The following is a 21,407-nucleotide window of genomic DNA, read 5'->3' as shown; positions in this document are numbered from 1 at the left end:
CACGGGTCCCGGACCACCACCACGGGTCCCGACCACGCGGGACACCACGCCCCACGCCCCACCGCCGCATCCGGGCAACGCATCCAGCGACGCCGAGGGAGGACGCGAGGCATGCCGGACACCATCCCCGACCCGGTTCTCCGTGAAGTCGTCGCCGAGATCCGCGCATGGTCGGCGACGCGATGCCATGAGCCCAGCCCGCACGACATCAGGATCGTGGCGACCACGCGCCACGCCGCTCACGCCCTGCTGTACCCGGGCACCGGATCCAGCGAGGACCCGGTGTTCTTCGCGGTCGCCCGGGGCGACTTCCACCTGATCGGCTCGGGGCCCACCCGCATCGGGGTGTGGGCCGGCCTGTTCGTGAAGTACCCGCCGGCGCGCGTCACGACCTTCACGCTTCGCCCGGAGGCGTACATCCCCGTACTGGATCTCGCCGGCCTGGGCCGGGTGTACCCCGCCCCCGGACCCCCCGAGACCCCCTGAGCCGAGACCCCACCGGCAGGGCTCGGGGGCTCGCTCGTTCACAAGCTCGGATGGCCGGCGCTTCACGACGCCACCCCGGCGGCCTCGAACCCGCCCGCACCGGCCCTCCCGTAGACATCGAAGTGTCACTGAACAGCGACTTCCCGCTCTCCGGGGCGACACTTCACCGCTCTCCTAGTTCATCCATGTGAACACTACCCACGTACACATCTATTGACGTGTCCAGAACACCCCCTGACACTCATCTGGAGAAAGCGCTTTCTGACTCTGTTCGGCCAACCCGCCCAGGAGATCGACGATGCATACGACGCACATGAGACCCGTCACAGCGACGGCGAGCGCAGCTCTGATGGCGGCCCTGCTGGTCGCGGCGTCCGGTACGGCGGCACGGGCCGCGACCGCGCGGTACGAGGCCGAGGTGTCACCGGCCGTCTGCACCGGCACCATCGACTCCGACTGGGCCGGGTACACGGGCAGCGGATTCTGCAACGGCACCAACGCCGCCGGCGCGTACGTCCAGTTCACCGTGACCGCACCCGCATCGGGCACGGCGACCCTGGCCGTACGCTTCGCCAACGGCACCACCGGCACCCGGGCCGCGAGCGTCACGGTGAACGGCGCCGCCGCCGCGACCACGTCCTTCGAGAGCACCGGCACCTGGGCGGGGTGGACCACCAAGACGCTGACCGTGCCCGTGACATCGGGCAGCAATGTCGTCCGCATCAACCCCACCGGCTCCACCGGCCTGCCCAACATCGACCGCCTCGACGCCACCGTGCCCGACGGCGGCACCACGCCCCCGCCGACCGGCTCCACGCTCTACGTCTCGCCGGGCGGGACGGACTCCGCGGCCGGAACGATCTCCGCCCCCACCACCCTGACCTCGGCGATCAGCCGCATCACCGCGGGCGGCACCATCTACCTGCGCGGCGGGACGTACGCCCAGGCGTCGACCGTCACCATCCCCGCCGGCAGCTCCGGGACCGCCGCCGCCCGCACCCGGCTGTCCGCCTACCCGGGCGAGACGCCCGTCCTCAACTTCTCGGCCCAGAGCGAGAGTTCGTCGAACCGCGGGCTCCAGCTCAACGCCTCCTACTGGCACGTCTACGGACTGGTCGTCGAGCGCGCCGGGGACAACGGCATCTACGTCGGCGGCAGCGACAACGTCATCGAGCGGACCGTGACCCGCTTCAACCGCGACACCGGGCTGCAGCTGGGCCGTGCGGCGTCCACCACCCCCGCCGCCGACTGGCCCTCGGACAACCTCATCCTGAGCGCCGAGTCGCACGACAACGCCGACTCCGACGGGGAGGACGCGGACGGCTTCGCGGCGAAGCTCACCACCGGCACCGGCAACGTCTTCCGCCACGCGGTGGCCCACAACAACATCGACGACGGCTGGGACCTCTACACCAAGACGGACACCGGCCCCATCGGACCGGTGACCGTCGAGGACTCGCTCGCCTACGCCAACGGCACGCTCAGCGACGGCTCGCAGGCCGGCAACGGCGACCGCAACGGCTACAAGCTCGGCGGCGACGACATCGCCGTGAACCACGTCGTCCGGCGCAGCATCGCCTACGGCAACGGCAAGCACGGTTTCACGTGGAACAGCAACCCGGGCTCCATGGCGGTCTCCGGGAACGCGAGCATCGACAACACCGAGCGGAACTTCAACTTCGACGGCGGTACGTCGGTGTTCCGCGACAACACCTCCTGCCGCAGCCGCAGCGGTACGAACGACCGGATCATCGGCAGCTCCGACAGCTCCAACCAGTTCTGGTCCGGGACGAACGGCTCCCGCTGCTCCTCCTACTCCGGTGGCCTGCACTGGTCCTTCGGCGGCGACGGCACCCTGAAGGTCACCTTCGGATAGTCCCGTCCGCGAAGGCCGTCACCGCCCGCGCGTACTCCTCCGGGCGGGTCACGTGCGGGATGTGGCCCGCGCCCTCGAAGGTGAGGGTGCGGGCCCGGGGGAGGGCCTCGGCGAGGCGGCCGGTGATCGCGGCGAACCACGGCGGGCTGTCCGCGCCCCGGGTCAGCAGGACCGGCCCGGTGCGGGCGGACAGCCCGGCGAGGTCCAGGTCGGCCCCGTGCGGGTCGCCGTGTTCGTCGAGGAACGTGGGGGCGTTGGCGAGGAAGGTCTGCCGGACCGGGGCGGGCAACCGGTCCCAGGTGCCGGGGCCGACGGCGATCTCGTCGGTGAACCGGCGGGCCGCGACCAGGGGTTCGTGTGCGCGGAGACGGTCGAGGACCGAGGCGTACCTCTGCTCGACGGCCGTCACCGGCGGCCGCAGGCGGGGGTCGTCGGGGACGGTGCCCGTGAGCGGGGGTTCGTGCGCGACGAGGCCCCGGAACAGGTCGGGGCGGCGGGCCGCCAGGCCGAGGACGGTCGAGGCGCCGAAGGAGGTGCCGGCGACGTAGGCCGGGGCGAAGCCCAGGGTCTCCATCAGGGCCGCCAGATCCTCCTCGTCCTCGTGCCGTGTGCCCTGTCCCGGTGGACGTTCGCTGCGGCTGTGGCCGCGGCGGTCGTAGAACAGGACACGGAAGCGTGCGGTGAGGGCGGGGAGGGCCGGCAGCCAGGTGTGGTGGTCGCCCCAGGAGCCGTGGACCAGGACCAGCGGGTCGCCGGCCCCGGCCACCTCGTAGAAGAGTTCGACTCCGTTCGCCTCGGCCCTCGGCACGCCCGGTCTCCTCGTTCGTCGGTCCACTGGGGGTGGTGCTGTGGACTTCAACGACAGGGCGCCGCCTGCGGCACTGTGACGCCGGTGGTCAGCCGCGCGGCTCGCCGATGTTCACCATCCACGGCACGCCGAAGCGGTCCGTGCACATGCCGAAGACGTCGCCCCACATCTGCTTGTCGAGGGGGACGGAGACGGTCGCGCCGGCGGAGAGCTTCTCCCAGTAGCCGCGCAGTTCGGCTTCGTCGTCGCCGCTGAGGCTGACGGAGAAGCTGGACCCGGGGGTGTACTCCATGCCGGGCGGGGTGTCGGCGCCCATGAGGGTGAAACCGCTCGGCGTCTCCAGCATGCCGTGCATGATCTTGTCGGCCCCGGGCGCGTCCGGCGAACCGAACGCGCCGAAGGTGTTCAGCACCAGCTCGCCGCCGAACACCTCGCGGTAGAACTCCAGCGCCTGCCGGGCGTCGCCGTCGAAGCTGAGATACGGGTTGAGTCGAGAGACCACGAGAACCTCCTGAAGGGGCCCGGAACTCCTGAAACGGAGCAAACGGTCAGATGTCCGGAGACTAGCCCCGGCCACTGACAACGGCATGCCGTGGCCTCTGTCACACACACCTGTCACCGCGTCAAGTCTTCACAAAGTACCCATCGGTACCGGGAGTCCCGGCTGTTACTTTCCCTTTCAAGATTCGCCACCTTGCACGACTCCCGCACCCCCACGAGGCCCCCCATGCCCCTCCCCTCCTCCGGCGTCCGCGCGACCGGCCGGCACCGCAAGGCCAAGGCCCCGAACCCGGCGCTGCGACGGGCGGCCGTCCTCGCCGTGATCGCGCCCGTGGCCGGGACGATCATGGCCGGAACATCCGCCTTCGCCGCCGACAAGGCGACCGCCAAGCCGGCCGCCAAGCCCGGCGCGACCGAACTCGACCCCGCCGAGCAGAAGATCGCGGACAACCTGAACACGCGCAGCCAGGACACCCGCCTCGGCACCAGGCTCGGCGGTGTCGTCATCGACGCCGAGTCCGACAAGGTGGTGTGGGGCCACAACGCGGACACCGCGCTGATGGCCGCGTCGAACACGAAGCTGGCGACCGCCACGGCCGCGCTGACGGTCCTCGGCCCGGAGCACCGGTTCACCACGAAGGTCGTGTACGGGGACGGCACGCTCACCCTCGTCGGCGGCGGCGACCGTACGCTGACGACCGCCGACCTCGACGCGCTCGCCGGGACCGCCGTCGCCGGGCTGAAGAACGCCGGGCTCACCTCGGTGAAGGTCCGGATCGACGACAGCCTCTTCCCCGAACCGACCCTGGCCAACGGCTGGAACACCGGCTACTACCCCGACTCCGTCGCCCCCGTGCGCGCGCTGGTCGTCGACTCCCACAACGTCGACGACACCTCCCTCGACGCGGGCGGCGTCTTCGCCAAGCAGCTCGCCGCGCACGGCGTCACCGTCGACGGCGGCGTCACCCGCGGCGTCGTCGGCAAGGGTGACGTGCCGGTCGCCGCGCACACGTCCGACAAGCTGTCCGCGGTCGTGAAGCAGATGCTCAAGGTCAGCGACAACGACATCGCCGAGTCGCTCCTGAGGTCGACCGCGCTCGGCGCGGGCCGCTCCGCCACCTTCGAGGACGGCACGGCCGTCGTCCGCGAGGTCCTCACCCGCTACGGCATCTCGCTCGCGAACTTCGAGATGTACGACGGCAGCGGGCTGTCCCGCGCGACCCGCATCCCGGCGCGGACCATCGCCGACATCGTCGACCTGGCCGCCGACCCCCGGCACGCCCGGACGCTGAAGTACGTCATCGACGGGCTGCCCGTCTCGGGCGAGGCGGGGGCCACGCTGGGCCCGGAGTTCGGCCGTTTCGACACCGCCGACTCCAAGTGCGCCGTCGGCCAGGTCAAGGCCAAGACCGGCACCCTCACCGGTGCCGTGGCCCTGAGCGGTCTGACCAAGGCCCAGGACGGCGAGTGGAAGGTCTTCTCCTTCATCGAGAACGACTCCACCGCCGGCCCGTCCGACATCAAGGACGCCCTGGACGGCCTCGCGGCCACGGTCAACGGCTGCTGGGCGTAGGGTCTTCCGACCCAGCGCTCGCCCCTCCAGAACTCCACGGACGCCGGGTGTGGGGACGGCCGGCGTCCGTGGGGCACGACGACGCCGTCGGGCACCGCCGTACGCCCCCGGACGGTGTGTCGGCCCCCGGACGATGTGTCAGCCCCCGGACGGTGTGTCAGGGCCTCAGAGGCCGAACTCCTGCGGGGAGAGGCCGAGCGCCGCGCACGCCTCGCGCAGGACCTGCTCCTCGGACTGGGCGATGTACCCGTCCGCGCCCGCCACCACGAAGCCGGTCTGGACGACCGCCCGCGCCTCCGTCGGCTTCTTCGCCGCCTTGGCGATCTCCTGCATGGCCTCGGCCTTGCCGTGCTGGAAGTTGGCCGACAGCTGACCGACGTGCTTGTTGAAGCGCTGCCGCAGCTGGTCCGCCGGGAAGTTCTGCAGGACGTCGTTGTTCAGGATGAGCGACTCCACGTGCTGCCGCTCGTGCTCGTCCACGTTCCCGTCGGCGGCGGCGACCAGGGCGCACATGGCCATGCTGGCGTCCCGGTAGGCCCCGCTCTTCAGCTCCGTCTTCAGGGAGGTGAGCTGGGACTTGAGCGCGCTCACCAGCTGGGCCTTCGACCCGCCGCCGGACCGCCCGGAGCCGGAGGACCCGGGCGCGCCCAGCGGCCCCGCGCCGGGCCGCCCGTGTCCGGTGCCGCCCCGCGCTCCCTGCGCCTGCTGCTGCAGGCCCTTGGCCTGGTCCTTGATCCGATCCCACATCGCCATGCGTTGCCACCTCGGCTTCAGCCCGTGTCGTGCCGGTCGTTCCGGTCGTCCGCGTGCGTACCGCACGTCACCCGGTGAACGGCCGTCACCCCCTCCGGAGTTCCGGGGCCGGGGCGGCCGAGGGTCAGCGGCCGGTGCCCTTCGCGGGGGCGCGCCGACGGCTCTGGGAGGGGCGGCCGCGACGGCCGCGCGACGCCGGGCGGGCGGCCGGCTGCTCGGTGACCGGCGGGGCGAGGACCACCGGGACGCCCGAGGGGGCCTGGGCGCCGGTGATGCGGTTCAGGTCGGCGCCGCCGGAGCGGACCCTGGTGGTCGTCGGCGTGATCCCGGCGACGGCCATCAGCCGGGTGACGTCCCGGCGCTGGTGCGGCAGGACGAGGGTGACGACCGTGCCGGACTCGCCCGCGCGTGCCGTACGGCCGCCCCGGTGCAGATAGTCCTTGTGGTCGCCCGGCGGGTCGACGTTGACGACGAGGTCGAGGTCGTCGACGTGGATGCCGCGCGCGGCGACGTTCGTGGCGACCAGCGCCGTCACGTCGCCGTCCTTGAACTGGCTCAGGGCCCGGTTGCGCTGCGACTGCGACTTGCCGCCGTGCAGGGCGGCGGCGCGTACGCCGACCGCCAGCAGCTTCTTGACCAGCCGGTCCGTCGCGTGCTTGCTGTCCAGGAACATGATCACCCGGCCCTCGCGGGCGGCGATCTCGGTCGTGGTCGCGTGCTTGTCGTCGTCCTCGATGTGCAGCACGTGGTGGTCCATCGTGGTGACGGCGCCCGCGGACGGGTCGACCGAGTGGACGACGGGGTCGTGCAGGTAGTCGCGGACCAGCCGGTCGACGTTGCGGTCGAGGGTGGCCGAGAACAGCAGCCGCTGGCCGCCCGGACGCACCTGGTCGAGCAGCGCGGTCACCTGCGGCATGAAGCCCATGTCGGCCATCTGGTCGGCCTCGTCCAGGACGGTGATCGCGACCTGGTCCAGCCGGCAGTCGGCACGGTCTATGAGGTCCTTGAGCCGTCCGGGTGTCGCGACGACCACCTCGGCGCCGCCGCGCAGCGCGCTGGCCTGCCGCCCGATGGACATCCCGCCGACCACCGTGGCGAGCCGCAGCCGCAGCGCGCGGGCGTACGGGGTGAGGGCGTCGGTGACCTGCTGCGCCAGTTCCCGGGTGGGGACGAGGACGAGGGCGAGCGGCTGCCGGGGCTCGGCGCGCTGGCCTGCCGTGCGGGCCAGCAGCGCGAGGCCGAAGGCGAGCGTCTTGCCCGACCCGGTGCGCCCGCGGCCCAGGACGTCCCGGCCGGCGAGCGAGTTCGGCAGCGTCGCGGCCTGGATGGGGAACGGGGTGGTCACCCCTTCGGCGCGGAGGGTCTCCAGCAGCCGCCCGGGAAGTCCGAGTGCGTCGAAGGCGTCGACGGCGGGCAGCGCGGGCGTGACGGTCACCGGCAGCGCGAACTCACCGGCGGCGGGCACGGCGGCGGGCCTGCCGCCTCCACTACGACGGCTCCGGCCGCTCTTGGGCGCGCCGTTCTTCGCGGCGCCGCTCTGGCCCGCACCGTTCTTGGGCGTGCCGTTCCTGCCCCCGCCGTTCCTGGCCGCACGGGAGGAAGCGCCCGGGTTGCCCGACCCCGACCCCGCTCCGGCTCCCGTTCCCTGGGCGCGGGTGCGGTTGCCCCGGGAGGAGCCCGCACCGGTGGAGCCCTTGTCCGAGCGGGTGGCAGAGCCCTGCTCCGTACGGGGGCGGGAGGAGCTGCTGCTGTTGGTACGAGCCGTGCGGTTCATGGGGACCTTCCTCGATGCGGCGACGCCGGTCACACACGAGCCGGGGCCCGCACCTTTCGGGCGCGGGCCCCGGCTCATGCGTACGCGTCAGAGTCAGGCGGGAACGATGTTCTCGGCCTGGGGGCCCTTCTGGCCCTGCGTGACGTCGAAGGTGACCTTCTGGCCTTCCTGAAGCTCACGGAAGCCGGAGGTGGCGATGTTCGAGTAGTGGGCGAAGACGTCGGGGCCGCCACCCTCCTGCTCGATGAAGCCGAAGCCCTTTTCCGAGTTGAACCACTTCACGGTGCCGGATGCCATGCTGTAACTCCCTTGATGCAGTGCCCGGAGCCCACACTTTGCGGACCCGGTGTCGCAGCACGGTTCGACCCGACGGGAAGATTCGAAAAGTCCCGGAAAGCCCCGGAAACAACAAAGAGTGCTCGTCGACGGAAGGTCGAAGAGCACTCAGAAGCCTCTGGTAACCAAAACTGCCACTTCATGTCAAGGTAGCACAGGCTGGGGGTGACCGCTGTGAGACACGGGACACGACACCCCCAGCGGGACGTCCGACGTCCGCCCGGCGTCAGCCGCCGGCCGGTGGCGGCGGCGGTGGCTGGTGCGGCTGCGCCTGCGGCTGCGACGGCGGTGCCGGCGGGTACGGCTGGGTGCCAGGGGTGCCAGGGGTGCCAGGGGTGCCAGGGGTGCCAGGGGTGCCAGGGGTGCCGGGGGTGCCGGGGGCAGCGGCGGGGAGGGCCTGCCAGTGCTGCGGGGCCGGAGGGGCCTGTGCGGGCGGTGCGGCCTGCGGGGCCGCGAACGGGTGAGGGGCAGGGCCGGGGAGGGCTCCGGCGGGGCCGCGCAGGGCGAGGACGCTGGTCACGGCCCCGCCGAGGGCGAGCAGCAGGGCGACGGTCAGCAGATAGAAGCCGGCGCCGAAGGTCGTGGTCCGGCCGTCCTCGTCCCACTGGGTGTCGTTGAAGGCGTCCGTCAGCACGGTGAGCGTCGTGCCGAACAGCAGCATCCCGCCGGCGATGCCGAGCGCGGGTCCCAGCGGGAACGAGCGGGCGCGGCCGCTCAGGAGGAGGACGGCGGCGGCGACGGCCAGCAGGCCGCCGAGGAGGAGGGGGACGCCGGAGAACTGCGTGACCGAGGTCGGTCCGTCGGTCGCTCCCGAGCTGGAGTAGGACCAGGCCTTCGCGACGCTCTCGTAGACCGGTTGTCCCCTTCCGTCGCCGAGGTACTGGACCGTCTTGTCCAGCGTGGCGAACGAGCCGCCGACGGCGAGGGCGGCGCCGAGTATCAGCAGCGCGCCGGCCGCGCGGTCCGTCGTCCCCGCCGGGCTTCCCGGCGGGGCGGGCGGTCTGCCGGGACCGGCGGGCGGTGTGGCCGCGTAGGGATAGGGGGCCCCTTGCTGCGGGGGCGGGGCGGCCGGCCAGCCGGGCGCGGGTGCGGCCGGCTGGGGCTCAGGGGCGGGCGGGCCCGTGTACGGGCCGGACTGGGTCGGTTCCGTCATCATCCGATGATAGGGAGCGGAGATCGTGTGCATAAGGTGAAGTGGGCCCGAAAACAAGGGAGTTGAAGATAGAGTCCTCTGCCCTGTTGTCCGGTCGTGATATCGGATCTGCATACGTCCATCTCAAAGCATCACTGTGCGACCAAAATTCGTTACTCTCCGGGCATGGCTCTTCTCGGTCGCCGGCGAAGCACGACCAGACTCGCACCCGAACTCGACGACTCCGACCTCGGGAAGGTGCGCAAGCGTCTGGTCGAGAGGGGGAGTTCGGGCGGCCGCAGCCTCGCGGTCGCCATGATCGAGCAGTTGCTGCGCGACAGCGGGCGGGACTGGGACCGCCGGGCCCACCGGCTGAGCGTCCTCGCGGAGTCGGCGTCACCGCCGCTGCAGCGCTCCTGGGCCGAGGAACAGCCGCAGGACCCGGACGCGCAACTGCTGTTCGCCTGGGGCGTCCTGCTGCGCGCGCGGTACGAGGAACAGCCGGTGCCGGGAGAGACCCGGGAGGCGCTCGACGCCTGCGAACGCGCCGTCTCGCTGCGGCCCGAGGACCCCACCCCGTGGGTGGTGCGGCTCGGACTGCTGCGGCTGTGGCGGCGGCCGGCCCCGGAGGTGTTCCCGCTCTGGGACGAGATCGTCCGGCGCGATCCCTGGAACCGCGAGGCCCACTTCCAGATGCTGGGTTATCTGTCGCCGTGGGAGTGCGGTTCGCACGCGCAGACCGTCGACTTCCTGGACCGGGTGCGGGCGGGTGCGGCGCCGACGGCGCCGACGGCGGGCCTGGAGATAGCGGCCCTCATCGATCTCTACCAGGGCACCCTCGACCAGGGCGGCCTCGAAGCGCTCACCGCCGTGCATCTGTGGAGCCGGCCCAACGCGGTGGCGGCCCTGGGCCGGGCGCTGGCCGACTGGCCCCGCCCCGGGTATCTGACCCACGCGGCGGCCGTCGCCGATCTCAACCTGCTGGCGTACGCGCTGGTGCAGGCGAAGCGGGCCGGGGAGGCGGGGGAGGTCTTCCGGGCGATCGGGGGGCTGGCGACGCCGTATCCGTGGGCGCTGGAGAGTGACGACCCCGTGGCGACGTTCGGTGCGTGGCAGCAGCGGGCGATGAGCTGACGTTCGCGGCGGGTGGTGCGGGCGGGTGGGGGTGCGTTGTCGGGTGCGGGTCCGGTGGGGGCTGGTCGCGCAGTTCCCCGCGCCCCTGAAAACCCAGGCCCTGCGGGCCTGAAAGACCAGCCCCCACGCACCCGCACTCGAACACGCACCCCCGGAGGGCTACCGCCTGTTCGGCGATCCCGCGAGCAGGGGCATCGCCATGCCCGCCAGCAGCGCCCCCGGCACGGCCAGGCCGAGCCAGACGGCGGTGGTGGTGTCGCCGCCGATGAGGGTGGGGAAGTTGGACACGATCAGCCAGATCGCACCGGCGATGCCGCCCGCGCCCAGGGCCGGGGCGATCAGCGTGTTCCACAGCCGGGTGTCACCGGACTGCTCGTGGCGGAAGTACACGATGACCGACACGGAGGTCAGCAAGTACAGCAGCATGATCGCCAGCACGGCGAGACCGCTGAGCCAGGAGAAGAGGGTGAGCACGGGGTCCTTGCCCGCGAGGGCGAAGGGGAAGACCAGCAGCGCGGCGACCCCGGTCTGCGCGACACCCGCGAGCCACGGCGACTGGCGGCCGTTGAGCGTGCTCAGCGCACGCGGCAGCAGGCCCTCCCGGCCCAGGGAGAACAGATAGCGGTTGGCCGAGTTGTGGAAGGCCAGGATGCTGGCGAAGAGCGAGGTGGCCAGCAGGATCGGCAGCGCGTCCCCCGCCCACGCGCCCAGCTCCGAGGCGACCGGCGCGGCGACGAAGGCCGCCCCGTCCCCGCCCTCCAGGGCCTTGCCCGCGGCGGCGGCGCTGGAGGACGGGCCGTGCGCCGAGATCAGCATCCAGGACGTGAACGCGAAGAACGCGGTGACGAGGACGACGGCGAGATAGGTGGCCCGGGGGACCGTCTTGTGCGGCTCGCGCGCCTCCTCGCCGTAGATCGCGGTCGCCTCGAAGCCGAACATCGACGCCACCGCGAACATCAGCGCCACGCCGGGCGCGCCGTCCAGCGCCGCCGACAGGGAGAAGGAGGAGCCCGGGGCCAGCCCTTCGGGGCCGCCGCCCTTGAGGAGCATCACCACGCCGAAGACCAGCAGCAGACTGATCTCGGCCAGCACGAACACCGCGAGGACCTTGGCGCCCACGTCGACGCCGGTCGCGCCGAGCCCCTGCACGATCGCCATCGTGCCGAGCGCGAACAGCCACCACGGGACGTCCGTGTCCAGGTACTGCAGGGCCAGCCCGTTCATCACCGAGCCGAACAGGCCGTACACCGCCGCCTGGATGGCGTGGTAGGCGAGCAGGGCCACACCCGCGCTGCCCGCGGCGGCCGTACCGCCGAGTCCCTTGCCGACGTAGGAGTAGAAGGCGCCCGCGTCCACCACATGGCGGCCCATCGCGACGTACCCGACGGAGAACAGCAGGACGACCACACCGGCCACGACGTACATCGCGGGGACGCCCGGGCCGTTGCCGATGGCTATCGCCACCGGTGCCGCTCCGGCCACACCGGTCAGCGGCGCCTGCGCGGAGAGGACGAAGAAGAGGATGCCCAGGACGCCGAGCGCGTTCTGTTTGAGGGAGCCGGTGGCCGCGTAACCGTCGCCGGCCGCGTGCCGCATTCTGGACGCACTTGTAGACATGTTCTACCTGTCGGGCGAAAGAGAGGGATGTGGTTTCGGCTCAAACGAGCTGCCCCATGTTTGCCCCAACGGGCCTGCCTGGCAAGGGAGTGACACGTGTAGGGCCACAGATTGTTCGGGTACTTACGACGTTCCGTGTGCGCCCTTGTCCCCGGGCGGCTCCGGCCCTCCGCTGCCCGGTTTGCGGTCTCGAACGAGAGTGAAAAGGTGGCAATCGGACATACCAAAGGTAGTGGCGCGAGCCTCGGCGCGGGGTGGTCTCGGGCGAGAGTGAGATGAGCGGTCATGGAGCGGCACGCCGTCGGCGGACCGGGGGCGGACCCCGGCCCGGACACGGTCGGGGAGGCGCCCACCGCGCGGGCCACCGTCGACGAACACGGCACGGTGACCGGCTGGAGCGCGGGCGCCGAACAGCTGCTCGGCTACACACCGGCGCAGATCCTGGACCGGCCGGCACTCGCCCTGCTCGCCGAGGCGCCCGCGCCGGGCGCCCTGCCGCGCTTCTCCGAGCTGTCGAGGTGGCACGGCGCGCTCGTCCTGCGGCACCGGGACGGGCGGCGCGTGGAGGTCAGGGTCCTGGCGCACCACCGCACGTCGTACTGCGGGACCCGCGACTGGTCCCTCGTCTGCGCCCTCACCGGCACCTGGCCGCGCCCCGGCGACGAGGCTCTCGCACTGCGCGCCTTCCTCGACTCCCCGTGCTGCTCGACCTCGGTGCACGACACGGACCTGCGCTTCCGCCGGTCCAACCGGGCCTCGGGCGCCGCCCTGGGGCTGGACGACGACGACCTGCGCGGGCTGCGGATGACGGAGGCGGTGGACGACCCGGCCGTCGGCGAGGTCGAGCGGCTGATGCGGCGGGCGCTGGAGACCGGCGAGCCGCAGTACGTGGAGAACCACGCGCGCGCCCCCGACGAGGCCCGTGAGCACGCCTGGTCGGTCCACTGCTACCGGCTGGAGGACGACGACGGCCGGGTCCTCGGCGTGGCCGTCACCGGGCACGACATGACGGAGCAGTACTGGGCCCGCACCCGCCTCCAGCTGATCGCGGAGGCCGGCCGGCGCATCGGCAGCACCCTGGACGTGACGCGGACGGCACAGGAGCTGGCGGACGTCGCGGTCCCGGACCTCGCCGACTTCGTCAGCGTCGATCTGCTGGCCTCCCTCGACGAGCGGCACGAACCGCCCGAGCGGGTGCCGGGGGCGGGCCGTGCGCTCGGCCTGCGGCGCGTCGCCCACCAGTCCGTGCTGCCCGGGAGCCCGGAGGCGGTCGTCGCGCCGGGCGAGGTGGACGAGTACCCGGACGGCTCGCCGCCGGTGGAGAGTCTGCGCTCGGGGCAGGCCGTGCTGTACCGGGTGACCGAGCCCGCGATCGCCGACTGGGTGGCGCGCGACCCGGTGCGGACCGCCCGCATCCGCGACTTCGGGTTCCACTCGGCGATGACCGTGCCGCTGTCGGCCCGCGGGACCACCCTGGGCGTCGTCGTCTTCGCCCGCCACCGGCACCCCGACTCCTTCCAGGACGACGACCTCGTCCTGGCCGAGGAACTGGCGGCGCGCGCGGGGGTCAGCATCGACAACGCGCTGCGCTACACCCGCGAGCGCGGCACGGCCGTCACGCTGCAGCGCAGTCTGCTGCCGCAGAGCCTGCCCGAGCAGGACGCGGTCGAGGTCGCCTCCCGCTACCTCCCGGCCGGCGCCCGCGCCGGGGTCGGCGGTGACTGGTTCGACGTCATCCCGCTCTCCGGGGCCAGGGTGGCGCTGGTCGTCGGGGACGTCGTGGGCCACGGCATCCACGCCTCCGCGACCATGGGCCGGCTGCGGACCGCCGTCCGTACGCTCGCCGACATCGACCTGCCCCCCGACGAACTGCTCACCCATCTCGACGACCTCGTGGCCCGGCTGGCCACCGAGGCGGAGGCCGGTGCGGAGCGGGCGGCCGAGGGCGGGGCGGCGGTGGGCGACGCGACCGCGGGCGTCGTCGGGGCGACCTGCCTGTACGCCGTGTACGACCCCGTCTCGCGCCGGTGCACGCTCGCCCGGGCGGGGCATCCGCTGCCGGTCGTGGTGGGCCCGGACGGCACCGCCGGACTGCTCGACCTGCCGGCGGGGCCCCCGCTGGGCCTGGGCGGACTGCCCTTCGAGTCGCGGGAGACCGAACTGCCGGAGGGCGGCCTGCTCGCCCTCTACACCGACGGCCTGATCGCGTCCCGGGGTGGCGGCGACGGTGGCGGCAACGGTGGAGGAGACGGTGGAGGCGTGGACGGCGGGGGCAGCGGTGGCGGGATCAGCGGCACCGGCACCGGCACCGACGTCGACGACGGCATCGCCCGGCTGCGGCAGGCGCTCGGCGCCCCCGACACCTCGCTGGACGCGCTGTGCGACCGGGTCCTCGGCGCCGTACTGCCGCGGCGGCCCACCGACGACGTGGCCCTCCTCCTCGCCCGGCCCCGCGCGCTCGATCCCGCACGGGTCGCCACCTGGGAGGTGTCCCCGGATCCGTCCGCCGTCGCGGAGGCCCGCAAGAACGCCCTGTGCCGGCTGGAGAGCTGGGGACTGAACGACGCGGCCTTCGTCACGGAGCTGGTCGTCAGCGAACTGGTCACCAACGCCATCCGGCACGCCGAACCGCCCGTGCGGCTGCGTCTGATCCACGACCGGAGTCTCATCTGCGAGGTCTCCGACGCCAGCAGCACGGCACCCCACATGCGCCGCGCCCGCACCTACGACGAAGGGGGTCGGGGCCTGCTCCTGGTCGCCCAGCTGACCCGGCGCTGGGGCACCCGTCCCACCCCGACGGGCAAGACGATCTGGACGGAGCAGGCCCTCGACTGACCCTCGGACGGTGCGCGCCGCCCGTGCGGCCTACGTCCTGTTCTGCTTGGGGGCGTTCAGGGGGTCGGCGGCGTGCCGGGGGCCCTGCCCGGCGGAGAACTGGCCGACGAGTTCACGGAAGCAGACGAGGGCGGTGATCGGCGGGATGCCGACGATCACCATGGCCAGCACCGAACTCGTCGACTGGCCGATGCACAGGGCCACCGCCGTGGCGGAGCACAGCAGCATCACCGCCCAGGACTTCCGGGCGGTCCGCTGCTGGACGGAGGCCCGCAGGATGGACAGGCCCGCGAGCAGCCACGGCCCGTAGACGGTCAGGGGCCACCAGCGCGCCAGATGCTCCGCCACGACCAGCAGCGCGATGCCGCGAAGCTGACCGTACGAATAAGAGACGGACCAATAAAGCATCGTCAGTGCGCAGATGGCGATTGTCGTAATTAAGAAAAAGACTGGGACGATCCTAGGGTTTTTCGAAAGGAAGTGGGCCCCCGGGCGTGGCCGCCGCCGGCTGACCGGGCGGCGCGGGCGGTCGCGCAGGTCCGGCAACGGGGGGACCGGGACGTCCATGGTGTGGGCCATGTACGGCATGTGGATCAGGTCGTCGTTCGGGTCCCACACACCCGACGCGGCCCTCGGGCCGGGGAGCCAGATGGGCTGCGTCTCGAACGGCTGGGGCCCGTCGAAGTGATGATCCACCGCGTCGTAATCGGTTCTCATTTTGTATCCAGTCCATTCGGGATCCGCTTTTCCGACCGGTACGAGAGGAGTCGATACCTGATTTTGGGCATTCGGGAGAATAGCGATCGCCGGGGGTTTTCGCGAGTTTCGAATCGTGATCGATGGCCTGTGAAATGGTGCGGACGCGCGTGGCTCCGAACGAGTGGACTCGACTCGACGCGTCCTGGAGGGGGCTCTCGGCCCGGGGCCCGGATGGTGACGTGGGCGCCTCTGTTCCCCGCTCCGGAAGAGGCGCCCCTCCATGCGACGCTCCCCCTCCCGCCGTCTGCTGGCCGCCGCCGCGCTGGTGGTGTCCGTACTGACCCCTGTGGCGGCGGCACCCGCCGTGACCGTCCACGCCGCGGTCGACCGCCCTGCCGCGGTCGACCGCCACGGCACCGCCGACCGTCACGGGAAGGACGAGTGCCGGCAGGGCGGTCTCGGCCGGGCGCTGACCGCCCGGCTGGACAAGGCCGTCGCGAAGGTCCGCCGCGAGGCCGGTATCCCCGGTGTCGCCGTCGGGCTGTGGATGCCCGGCCGGGGGTGCTACGTCCGCGCGACCGGCGTCGCCGACACCGCCACCGGCAGGCCGATGACCACCGACCAGTACGTCCGGATCGGCAGCGAGACCAAGACCTTCACGGTCACCGCGCTGCTCGACCTCGTCGACGACCGCCGGATCCGGCTCGACGCCCCCATCTCGCGCTATGTGCGCGGGGTGCCGAACGGTGACCGGATCACGCTGCGCCATCTCGCGCAGATGCGCAGCGGCCTGTTCCCGTACAGCGCCGACTCGGACTTCGTGCGCGCCCTGTTGAGCGACCCGGCCCGTCACTTCACCCCGCGCGAGGTCCTCGCGTACGGCTTCCGGCACCGGAACACCTTCGAGCCCGGTGCGCGGTTCCAGTACTCCAACACCAACCTCGTCCTGCTCGGCCTGGTGGTGGAGAAGGTCGGTGGGCGGCCGCTCGCCGAGTTCATCCACGAGCGCGTGCTCGGCCCGGCCCGGCTGCGGCACACGCTGTTCCCCGACGGGCGCGAGTTCCCCGAGCCGCACGCGCACGGCTACACGAACCAGACGCTGAGCGGTGGGGTCGAGGACGCCACGGACTGGAACCCCAGCTGGGCCTGGGCGGCCGGGGCGATGATCTCCGACCTGCACGACCTGCGCCGCTGGGCCAGGATCGTCGCCACCGGGACCCTGCTCACCCCGCAGACCCAGCGCGAGCGGCTGACGATGCTGCCGACCGGTTTCCCCGGCACGAGCTACGGCCTCGGCATCTTCGAGTCCGGCGGCTGGATCGGGCACAACGGCTCCATCCCCGGCTACCAGAGCGTCACCGTCCACCTGCCGTCGCGGAAGGCCACCCTGGTGCTGCTGCTCAACACCGACATCACCCACGACGGACAGGAGCCGTCCTCGCTCCTCGCCCGCGCCCTCACCGAGATCGTGACCCCGGACCACGTCTACGACCGTCCCGCGCCCCCGCGCTGACCGTTTTGTGGCATATGCACGCATAGGCCGGTGCGGGTCGGATACCCGGCCGCCATGATGCGGACGCTGAAACGACATGACAAGCGGCCCGACGTCGACCAGGGCGCCGAGCGGGACGTCGAACGGGACGCCGAACGTGACGTCGAACGGGACGTCGGGCCGGACGAGCGGGTGGAACAGCGGGCGCCGGACAGCCCCACGCAGCTGTCCGGGCGCTCTTGGCGGTCGGTGCTGAAGGGCACCCTGAAGGAGTTCAAGAAGGACGAGCTGACCGACCGGGCGGCGGCCCTGACGTACTACGGCATCCTGGCCCTGTTCCCGGCGCTGCTGGCCCTCGTGTCCCTGCTGGGGATCGTCGGGGAGTCGGCGACGCGGGAGGTGCTGGACAACATCCAGAAGCTGGCGCCGGGCGCGGCCCGTGACGTCCTGACCAACGCCGTCCAGCAGATGCAGAACAACGCCGGGCTCGGCTCGGTCATGGCGATCGTGGGCCTGGTGCTCGCGGTGTGGTCGGCCTCCGGCTATGTCGCGGCGTTCATCAGGAGCGCGAACGCGGTGTACGACGTCCCCGAGGGGCGTCCGGTGTGGAAGGTGCTGCCCGTCCGGGTCGGCGTGACCATGGTGCTGATGGTCATGGCCGTGATCAGCGCGCTGATCGTGGTGTTCACCGGCGGCCTCGCGCGCGAGGTGGGCACGGCGCTCGGGGTCGGCGACACGGCGCTCACCGTGTGGTCGATCGCGAAGTGGCCGGTGCTGGTCCTCCTGGTCACGATCATGATCGCGGTCCTCTACTGGGCCACCCCCAACGCGAAGGTCCGCGGCTTCCGCTGGATCACCCCGGGCAGTCTGCTCGCCCTGCTGATCTGGATGGCCGCGTCGGCCGGGTTCGCGTTCTACGTGGCGAACTTCGGCTCGTACAACAAGACGTACGGCGCCGTCGCGGGTGTGATCATCTTCCTGGTCTGGCTGTGGATCACGAACCTGGCGATCCTGCTGGGCCTGGAGTTCGACGCGGAGCTGGCCCGTCGGCGTGCCGTCGAGGGCGGCCATCCCCCGCACGAGGAGCCGTACGTCCAGCCGCGTGACACCCGTGCGTGGGACGAGGAGGACCGCCGCCGCCTCGGGCCCGACTCCGGCTCCGACTCCGACTCCGGCTCCCGGCCCGGGGCGCGGGGCTGACCGGGCCCGCACCCGTACCCGTCCTCGTGCGCCGGGGCGCGGGACACGCCGTCGGATGGGTTATCGGGGGTCTTGGAGCAAACCTGGTCATATCTTGCGGAATATGACGAAATGGCATATTGCCTTTGTGGCGAGTATCGCGGCGGTCATCGGGGCGGGGCTCGGGGCCGCCCCGTCGGCCGTCGCCGACCAACACCGGACCCATGTGGTCTTTCCCGGGGAGTCGATCCAGGAGGCCGTGGACACCGCGGCGGCGGGCGACACCGTCCTCGTGGCCTCCGGCACGTACCGGGAGAGCGTCAGGATCACGACGGACGGGCTCACGCTGCGCGGCATGGGCCGCGGCACCGTCGTCGTACCGGCCACGACCAAGGCCGCCGAGAGCTGCGCGGACGGCAACGGCATCTGCGTGGCCGGGACCAAGGACCGCAAGGTCGAGGACGTGACCGTCGCCGGGCTCACCGTGGCCGGCTTCACCGGGTCCGGGGTGTTCGCCCAGGACACCGACCGGCTGACCGTACGGCACGTGACCGCCGAGAAGAACGGCGTGTGGGGCATCGCCCAGGAGCGTTCGGTGCGCGGGGTGTTCCGCAAGAACACCGCGCGGGACAACGGCGACGCGGGACTGTTCCTCGCGAACACCGTCAAGGCCGAGCAGGGCGCCACGGACAGCGGCGGCGCCGTCGTCGCCCACAACCGCCTGGAGGGCAACAGGATCGGACTCACCGTCCGGCGCCTGCGCAACCTCACCGTCGCGGACAACCACCTCACCGGCAACTGCGCGGGCGTCTTCGTCGTGGGCGACGAGAACATGCCGCGGGCCGGCGCGCTCACCGTGCGCGACAACCTCATCGAGCGGAACAACAAGTCCTGCCCGAAGACCGCGCGGCTGGACGCGCTGCAGGGCACCGGCATCGTGCTGACCGGCGCCGAGGACACCCTGGTGACCCGCAACCGCATCACGGAGAACGCCGGCGCCTCCCCGCTGTCGGGCGGCATCGTCGTCTGGAAGAGCTTCGTGGGCACCACCAGCGAGCGGAACCGGATCACCGACAACGTGCTGGAGGGCAACGCCCCGGCGGACATCGTCAACACGGACACCGCCGGCAAGGGCAACACCTTCACGGGCAACACCTGCCGGGCGTCCAAGCCGACGGGCCTGTGCTGACCGGCCCCGGTCGTCCCACGAACGCGAAGAAGGAGGGCGTCGTATGACGACCGCTCAGACCCGACAGACCACCACCGCGCCGGTCACCCCGGCCAAGACCCCGCACCCGGCGCAGGACACCCCGGCGCCCCCGCCCCCCATGCGGTTCAGGGAGCTGGTGTTCGGCGCCGCCTGCGCCGCGGCCCTGCGTGCCGCCGCCCGGCTGGGGGTCGCCGACGCCCTCGGTGACACCCCGCTGTCCGCGGAGGATCTCGCCGCCGCGGTGAAGGCCGAACCGAAGCCGCTGCGGCGGCTGTTGCGGGCCCTGTCCTGCTACGGCGTGTTCACCGAACGGCCGGACGGGACGTTCGCGCACACCGACATGTCCCGGCTGCTGCGCGAGGACGACCCGCACAGCCTGCGCGCCATCGCCCTGTGGTGCACCGAGCCGTGGACCTGGGACGCCTGGCCGAAGCTCGACGAGGCGGTGCGCTCCGGCCACAACGTCGTCGAGGAGCTGTACGGCAAGGAGTTCTTCGTCTACCTCAACGAGGACGCCCCGGAGTCGGCGGACGTCTTCAACCGCGCCATGACGACCTCCAGCGTGCAGTCCGCGCGGGACGTCGCCGACTTCCTCGACCTGTCGGGGAGTTCGTCCGTCGCCGACATCGGCGGGGGACAGGGGCACGTGGTGGCGAGCCTGCTGGAGAAGCACCCGGAGCTGCACGGCACCCTGCTCGACCTGCCGCGCGTGGTGGAGAACGCCGACCCCCGGCTGCGTCCGGGCGGCGCGCTCGCGGACCGCACGCGCGTCGTGCCCGGCGACTGCCGCGAGGCCGTCCCGGTCCGGGCCGACGTGTACGTCATCAAGAACATCCTGGAGTGGGACGACGACAGCACGGCCCGGCTGCTGCGCAACGTCGTCGCCACCGGCGGCCCGGGGACCCGGGTCGTGGTCATCGAGAACATGGTCGACGACTCGCCCTCGATGCGCTTCAGCACCGCCATGGACCTGCTGCTGCTCCTCAACGTCGGCGGGGCCAAGCACACCACCGAGAGCATGACCCGCAGACTCACGGACGCGGGACTGGTGATCGACGACGTGCGCCCGGTCAACGCCTATCTGCACGCGTTCGACTGCCACGTGCCCGGATGACCGTACGGGCCGCCGGCCACGCGTCCCGCGCGTGCCCGGCGGCCCGACGGCGGCTTCAGGAGCGGCCGTCCCGCTCCCACCGGTAGAAACGGTTCGCCATCGCGTCCTTCGGCGAACGCCAGGTCGCCGGGTCGTACGCCGTGACGTACGACGACAGCCTTTCGCTGATGGCACGGAACTCGGGGTGCCCGGCCATCTTCGTGATGACGGGCGTGGGGTCCCGCTCGGACTCGACGAGGTGGATGTAGACGTCGTCGAACTGGAAGAGGCTGCGCCGGGAGACCCCGATGAGGTGCGGCAGCTCGCCGCGGTCGGACTCCTCGAAGATCTTGGCGATGTCCGGGGCCGACCCCGGGGCCATCCGGGCGACGATCAGGGACTGGTGCATGGGGGTGTTCTCCGTCCGGCTCAGTCGGTCAGGCCCGGCGCGGCGCCCTGTTCGGCGGCGGCCTTCTCGATGCGGTCCCGGATCAGGGCCATCTGCACCTTGGAGTTGCGGTTGATGTTGTCCGTCATCCAGTCGTCGTCGACCGGCGCGTCGGGCTTCATCGCGAAGTCCTGCGTCCAGGTCATCCGGGTGCCGGTGGGGACCTTCTCGTACTCCCACAGGATGTTCATGTAGGCGAAGGGCCCGGTCTCGACGCGGCGGGCCTCCACGCTGAGGGTGTCCCGGTCCGCCTCGCGCTCCGAGACCCAGCTCCACACCTTGCCGTTCTCGTCCGGGTGCATGGTCAGCCGGAACGTCACCCGGTCCCCCTCCCGGGAGAGGATCTCGGCGGTGGCGTACTCGCTGAACAGGCGGGGCCAGTTCGCGACGTCGTTGGTCATGTCCCAGACCAGGTCGACCGGGGCGGCGATGGTGATCTCGTTCTGCGTGTGTCCGGCCAT

At 72.0% G+C, this 21,407-nt stretch carries 19 protein-coding genes; 9 read left to right on the top strand and 10 right to left on the bottom strand.

Translation table 11 applies throughout. The features are described from left to right. The first annotated feature begins 111 nt into the window (after nucleotides 1-111). Nucleotides 112-486, top strand: a complete 375-nt coding sequence (locus PYR72_RS23670) for a hypothetical protein (protein ID WP_275457174.1) — start codon at nucleotides 112-114, stop codon at nucleotides 484-486. A 313-nt stretch (nucleotides 487-799) separates the two neighbouring features. Continuing rightward, a complete protein-coding gene (locus PYR72_RS23665) occupies nucleotides 800-2,362 on the top strand; it encodes a carbohydrate-binding protein (protein WP_275457173.1) in 1,563 nt (520 codons plus the stop codon). Here the strand turns inward: PYR72_RS23665 and PYR72_RS23660 are convergent. Continuing rightward, nucleotides 2,349-3,170 carry an alpha/beta hydrolase gene (locus PYR72_RS23660; RefSeq protein ID WP_275457172.1) on the bottom strand — a complete coding sequence of 274 codons (822 nt, stop codon included), beginning with the start codon at nucleotides 3,168-3,170 and terminating at the stop codon, nucleotides 2,349-2,351. The two genes, PYR72_RS23665 and PYR72_RS23660, sit on opposite strands and share 14 nt — an antisense overlap. A gap of 88 nt (nucleotides 3,171-3,258) precedes the next feature. Further along, nucleotides 3,259-3,672: a VOC family protein gene (locus PYR72_RS23655; protein WP_275457171.1), complete on the bottom strand. Its 414-nt coding sequence runs from the start codon at nucleotides 3,670-3,672 to the stop codon at nucleotides 3,259-3,261. Nucleotides 3,673-3,897: 225 nt separating this feature from the next. Between PYR72_RS23655 and dacB the strand changes: the two genes are divergently transcribed. Further along, nucleotides 3,898-5,244: a D-alanyl-D-alanine carboxypeptidase/D-alanyl-D-alanine-endopeptidase gene (gene dacB, locus PYR72_RS23650; protein WP_275457170.1), complete on the top strand. Its 1,347-nt coding sequence runs from the start codon at nucleotides 3,898-3,900 to the stop codon at nucleotides 5,242-5,244. 165 nt (nucleotides 5,245-5,409) lie between these two features. Here dacB and PYR72_RS23645 read toward each other — a convergent pair whose 3' ends face one another. From PYR72_RS23645 to PYR72_RS23630, 4 genes are all read right to left on the bottom strand, one after another. Further along, nucleotides 5,410-5,997 (bottom strand): TerB family tellurite resistance protein, encoded by a 588-nt coding sequence (locus PYR72_RS23645; protein ID WP_275457169.1) that lies wholly within the window; start codon nucleotides 5,995-5,997, stop codon nucleotides 5,410-5,412. A gap of 124 nt (nucleotides 5,998-6,121) precedes the next feature. After that, nucleotides 6,122-7,771 carry a DEAD/DEAH box helicase gene (locus PYR72_RS23640; RefSeq protein WP_275457168.1) on the bottom strand — a complete coding sequence of 550 codons (1,650 nt, stop codon included), beginning with the start codon at nucleotides 7,769-7,771 and terminating at the stop codon, nucleotides 6,122-6,124. A gap of 93 nt (nucleotides 7,772-7,864) precedes the next feature. Continuing rightward, the gene (locus PYR72_RS23635) at nucleotides 7,865-8,068 is read right to left on the bottom strand and encodes a cold-shock protein (protein WP_005483357.1); all 204 of its coding nucleotides are present in this window, start codon (nucleotides 8,066-8,068) and stop codon (nucleotides 7,865-7,867) included. A 265-nt stretch (nucleotides 8,069-8,333) separates the two neighbouring features. After that, nucleotides 8,334-9,260 carry a hypothetical protein gene (locus tag PYR72_RS23630; RefSeq protein WP_275457167.1) on the bottom strand — a complete coding sequence of 309 codons (927 nt, stop codon included), beginning with the start codon at nucleotides 9,258-9,260 and terminating at the stop codon, nucleotides 8,334-8,336. A gap of 165 nt (nucleotides 9,261-9,425) precedes the next feature. Here PYR72_RS23630 and PYR72_RS23625 point away from each other — a divergent pair, with 165 nt between their 5' ends. Beyond that, a complete protein-coding gene (locus tag PYR72_RS23625) occupies nucleotides 9,426-10,373 on the top strand; it encodes a hypothetical protein (RefSeq protein WP_275457166.1) in 948 nt (315 codons plus the stop codon). Between the two features lie 159 nt (nucleotides 10,374-10,532). Here the strand turns inward: PYR72_RS23625 and PYR72_RS23620 are convergent, their stop codons facing one another. Next, nucleotides 10,533-11,969 (bottom strand): APC family permease, encoded by a 1,437-nt coding sequence (locus PYR72_RS23620; RefSeq protein WP_275457165.1) that lies wholly within the window; start codon nucleotides 11,967-11,969, stop codon nucleotides 10,533-10,535. A gap of 306 nt (nucleotides 11,970-12,275) precedes the next feature. On the opposite strand from PYR72_RS23620, the gene PYR72_RS23615 reads away from it, so the two are divergent. Then, a complete protein-coding gene (locus tag PYR72_RS23615; RefSeq protein WP_275457164.1) occupies nucleotides 12,276-14,825 on the top strand; it encodes a SpoIIE family protein phosphatase in 2,550 nt (849 codons plus the stop codon). Nucleotides 14,826-14,855: 30 nt separating this feature from the next. On the opposite strand, the gene PYR72_RS23610 is transcribed toward PYR72_RS23615, so the two are convergent. After that, the gene (locus PYR72_RS23610) at nucleotides 14,856-15,233 is read right to left on the bottom strand and encodes a DUF2637 domain-containing protein (protein WP_275457163.1); all 378 of its coding nucleotides are present in this window, start codon (nucleotides 15,231-15,233) and stop codon (nucleotides 14,856-14,858) included. Between the two features lie 571 nt (nucleotides 15,234-15,804). Between PYR72_RS23610 and PYR72_RS23605 the strand changes: the two genes are divergently transcribed. The 4 genes from PYR72_RS23605 (at nucleotide 15,805) to PYR72_RS23590 (ending at nucleotide 20,519) form a co-directional block, all read left to right on the top strand. Continuing rightward, on the top strand, nucleotides 15,805-17,037 hold the full coding sequence (locus PYR72_RS23605; RefSeq protein WP_275457162.1) for a serine hydrolase domain-containing protein: 1,233 nt from the start codon (nucleotides 15,805-15,807) through the stop codon (nucleotides 17,035-17,037). Nucleotides 17,038-17,091: 54 nt separating this feature from the next. Continuing rightward, nucleotides 17,092-18,216, top strand: a complete 1,125-nt coding sequence (locus PYR72_RS23600; protein WP_275457161.1) for a YihY/virulence factor BrkB family protein — start codon at nucleotides 17,092-17,094, stop codon at nucleotides 18,214-18,216. Nucleotides 18,217-18,319: 103 nt separating this feature from the next. Next, nucleotides 18,320-19,384: a right-handed parallel beta-helix repeat-containing protein gene (locus PYR72_RS23595; RefSeq protein ID WP_275457160.1), complete on the top strand. Its 1,065-nt coding sequence runs from the start codon at nucleotides 18,320-18,322 to the stop codon at nucleotides 19,382-19,384. 139 nt (nucleotides 19,385-19,523) lie between these two features. Further along, complete coding sequence (locus PYR72_RS23590) at nucleotides 19,524-20,519, top strand: methyltransferase (protein WP_107118336.1); 996 nt, start codon at nucleotides 19,524-19,526, stop codon at nucleotides 20,517-20,519. 55 nt (nucleotides 20,520-20,574) lie between these two features. On the opposite strand, the gene PYR72_RS23585 is transcribed toward PYR72_RS23590, so the two are convergent. Together PYR72_RS23585 and PYR72_RS23580 are read right to left on the bottom strand one after the other, a co-directional pair. Next, nucleotides 20,575-20,907 (bottom strand): TcmI family type II polyketide cyclase, encoded by a 333-nt coding sequence (locus PYR72_RS23585; RefSeq protein WP_013002014.1) that lies wholly within the window; start codon nucleotides 20,905-20,907, stop codon nucleotides 20,575-20,577. Nucleotides 20,908-20,927: 20 nt separating this feature from the next. Continuing rightward, nucleotides 20,928-21,407 (bottom strand): SRPBCC family protein, encoded by a 480-nt coding sequence (locus PYR72_RS23580; RefSeq protein WP_013002013.1) that lies wholly within the window; start codon nucleotides 21,405-21,407, stop codon nucleotides 20,928-20,930.

This window comes from Streptomyces sp. VNUA24 (genome assembly GCF_029167005.1).
In the GTDB taxonomy this organism is placed as follows: domain Bacteria; phylum Actinomycetota; class Actinomycetes; order Streptomycetales; family Streptomycetaceae; genus Streptomyces; species Streptomyces scabiei.
The sequence above is the reverse complement of the archived record's forward strand: the minus strand, read 5'-3'. Positions and strand labels throughout refer to the sequence as shown.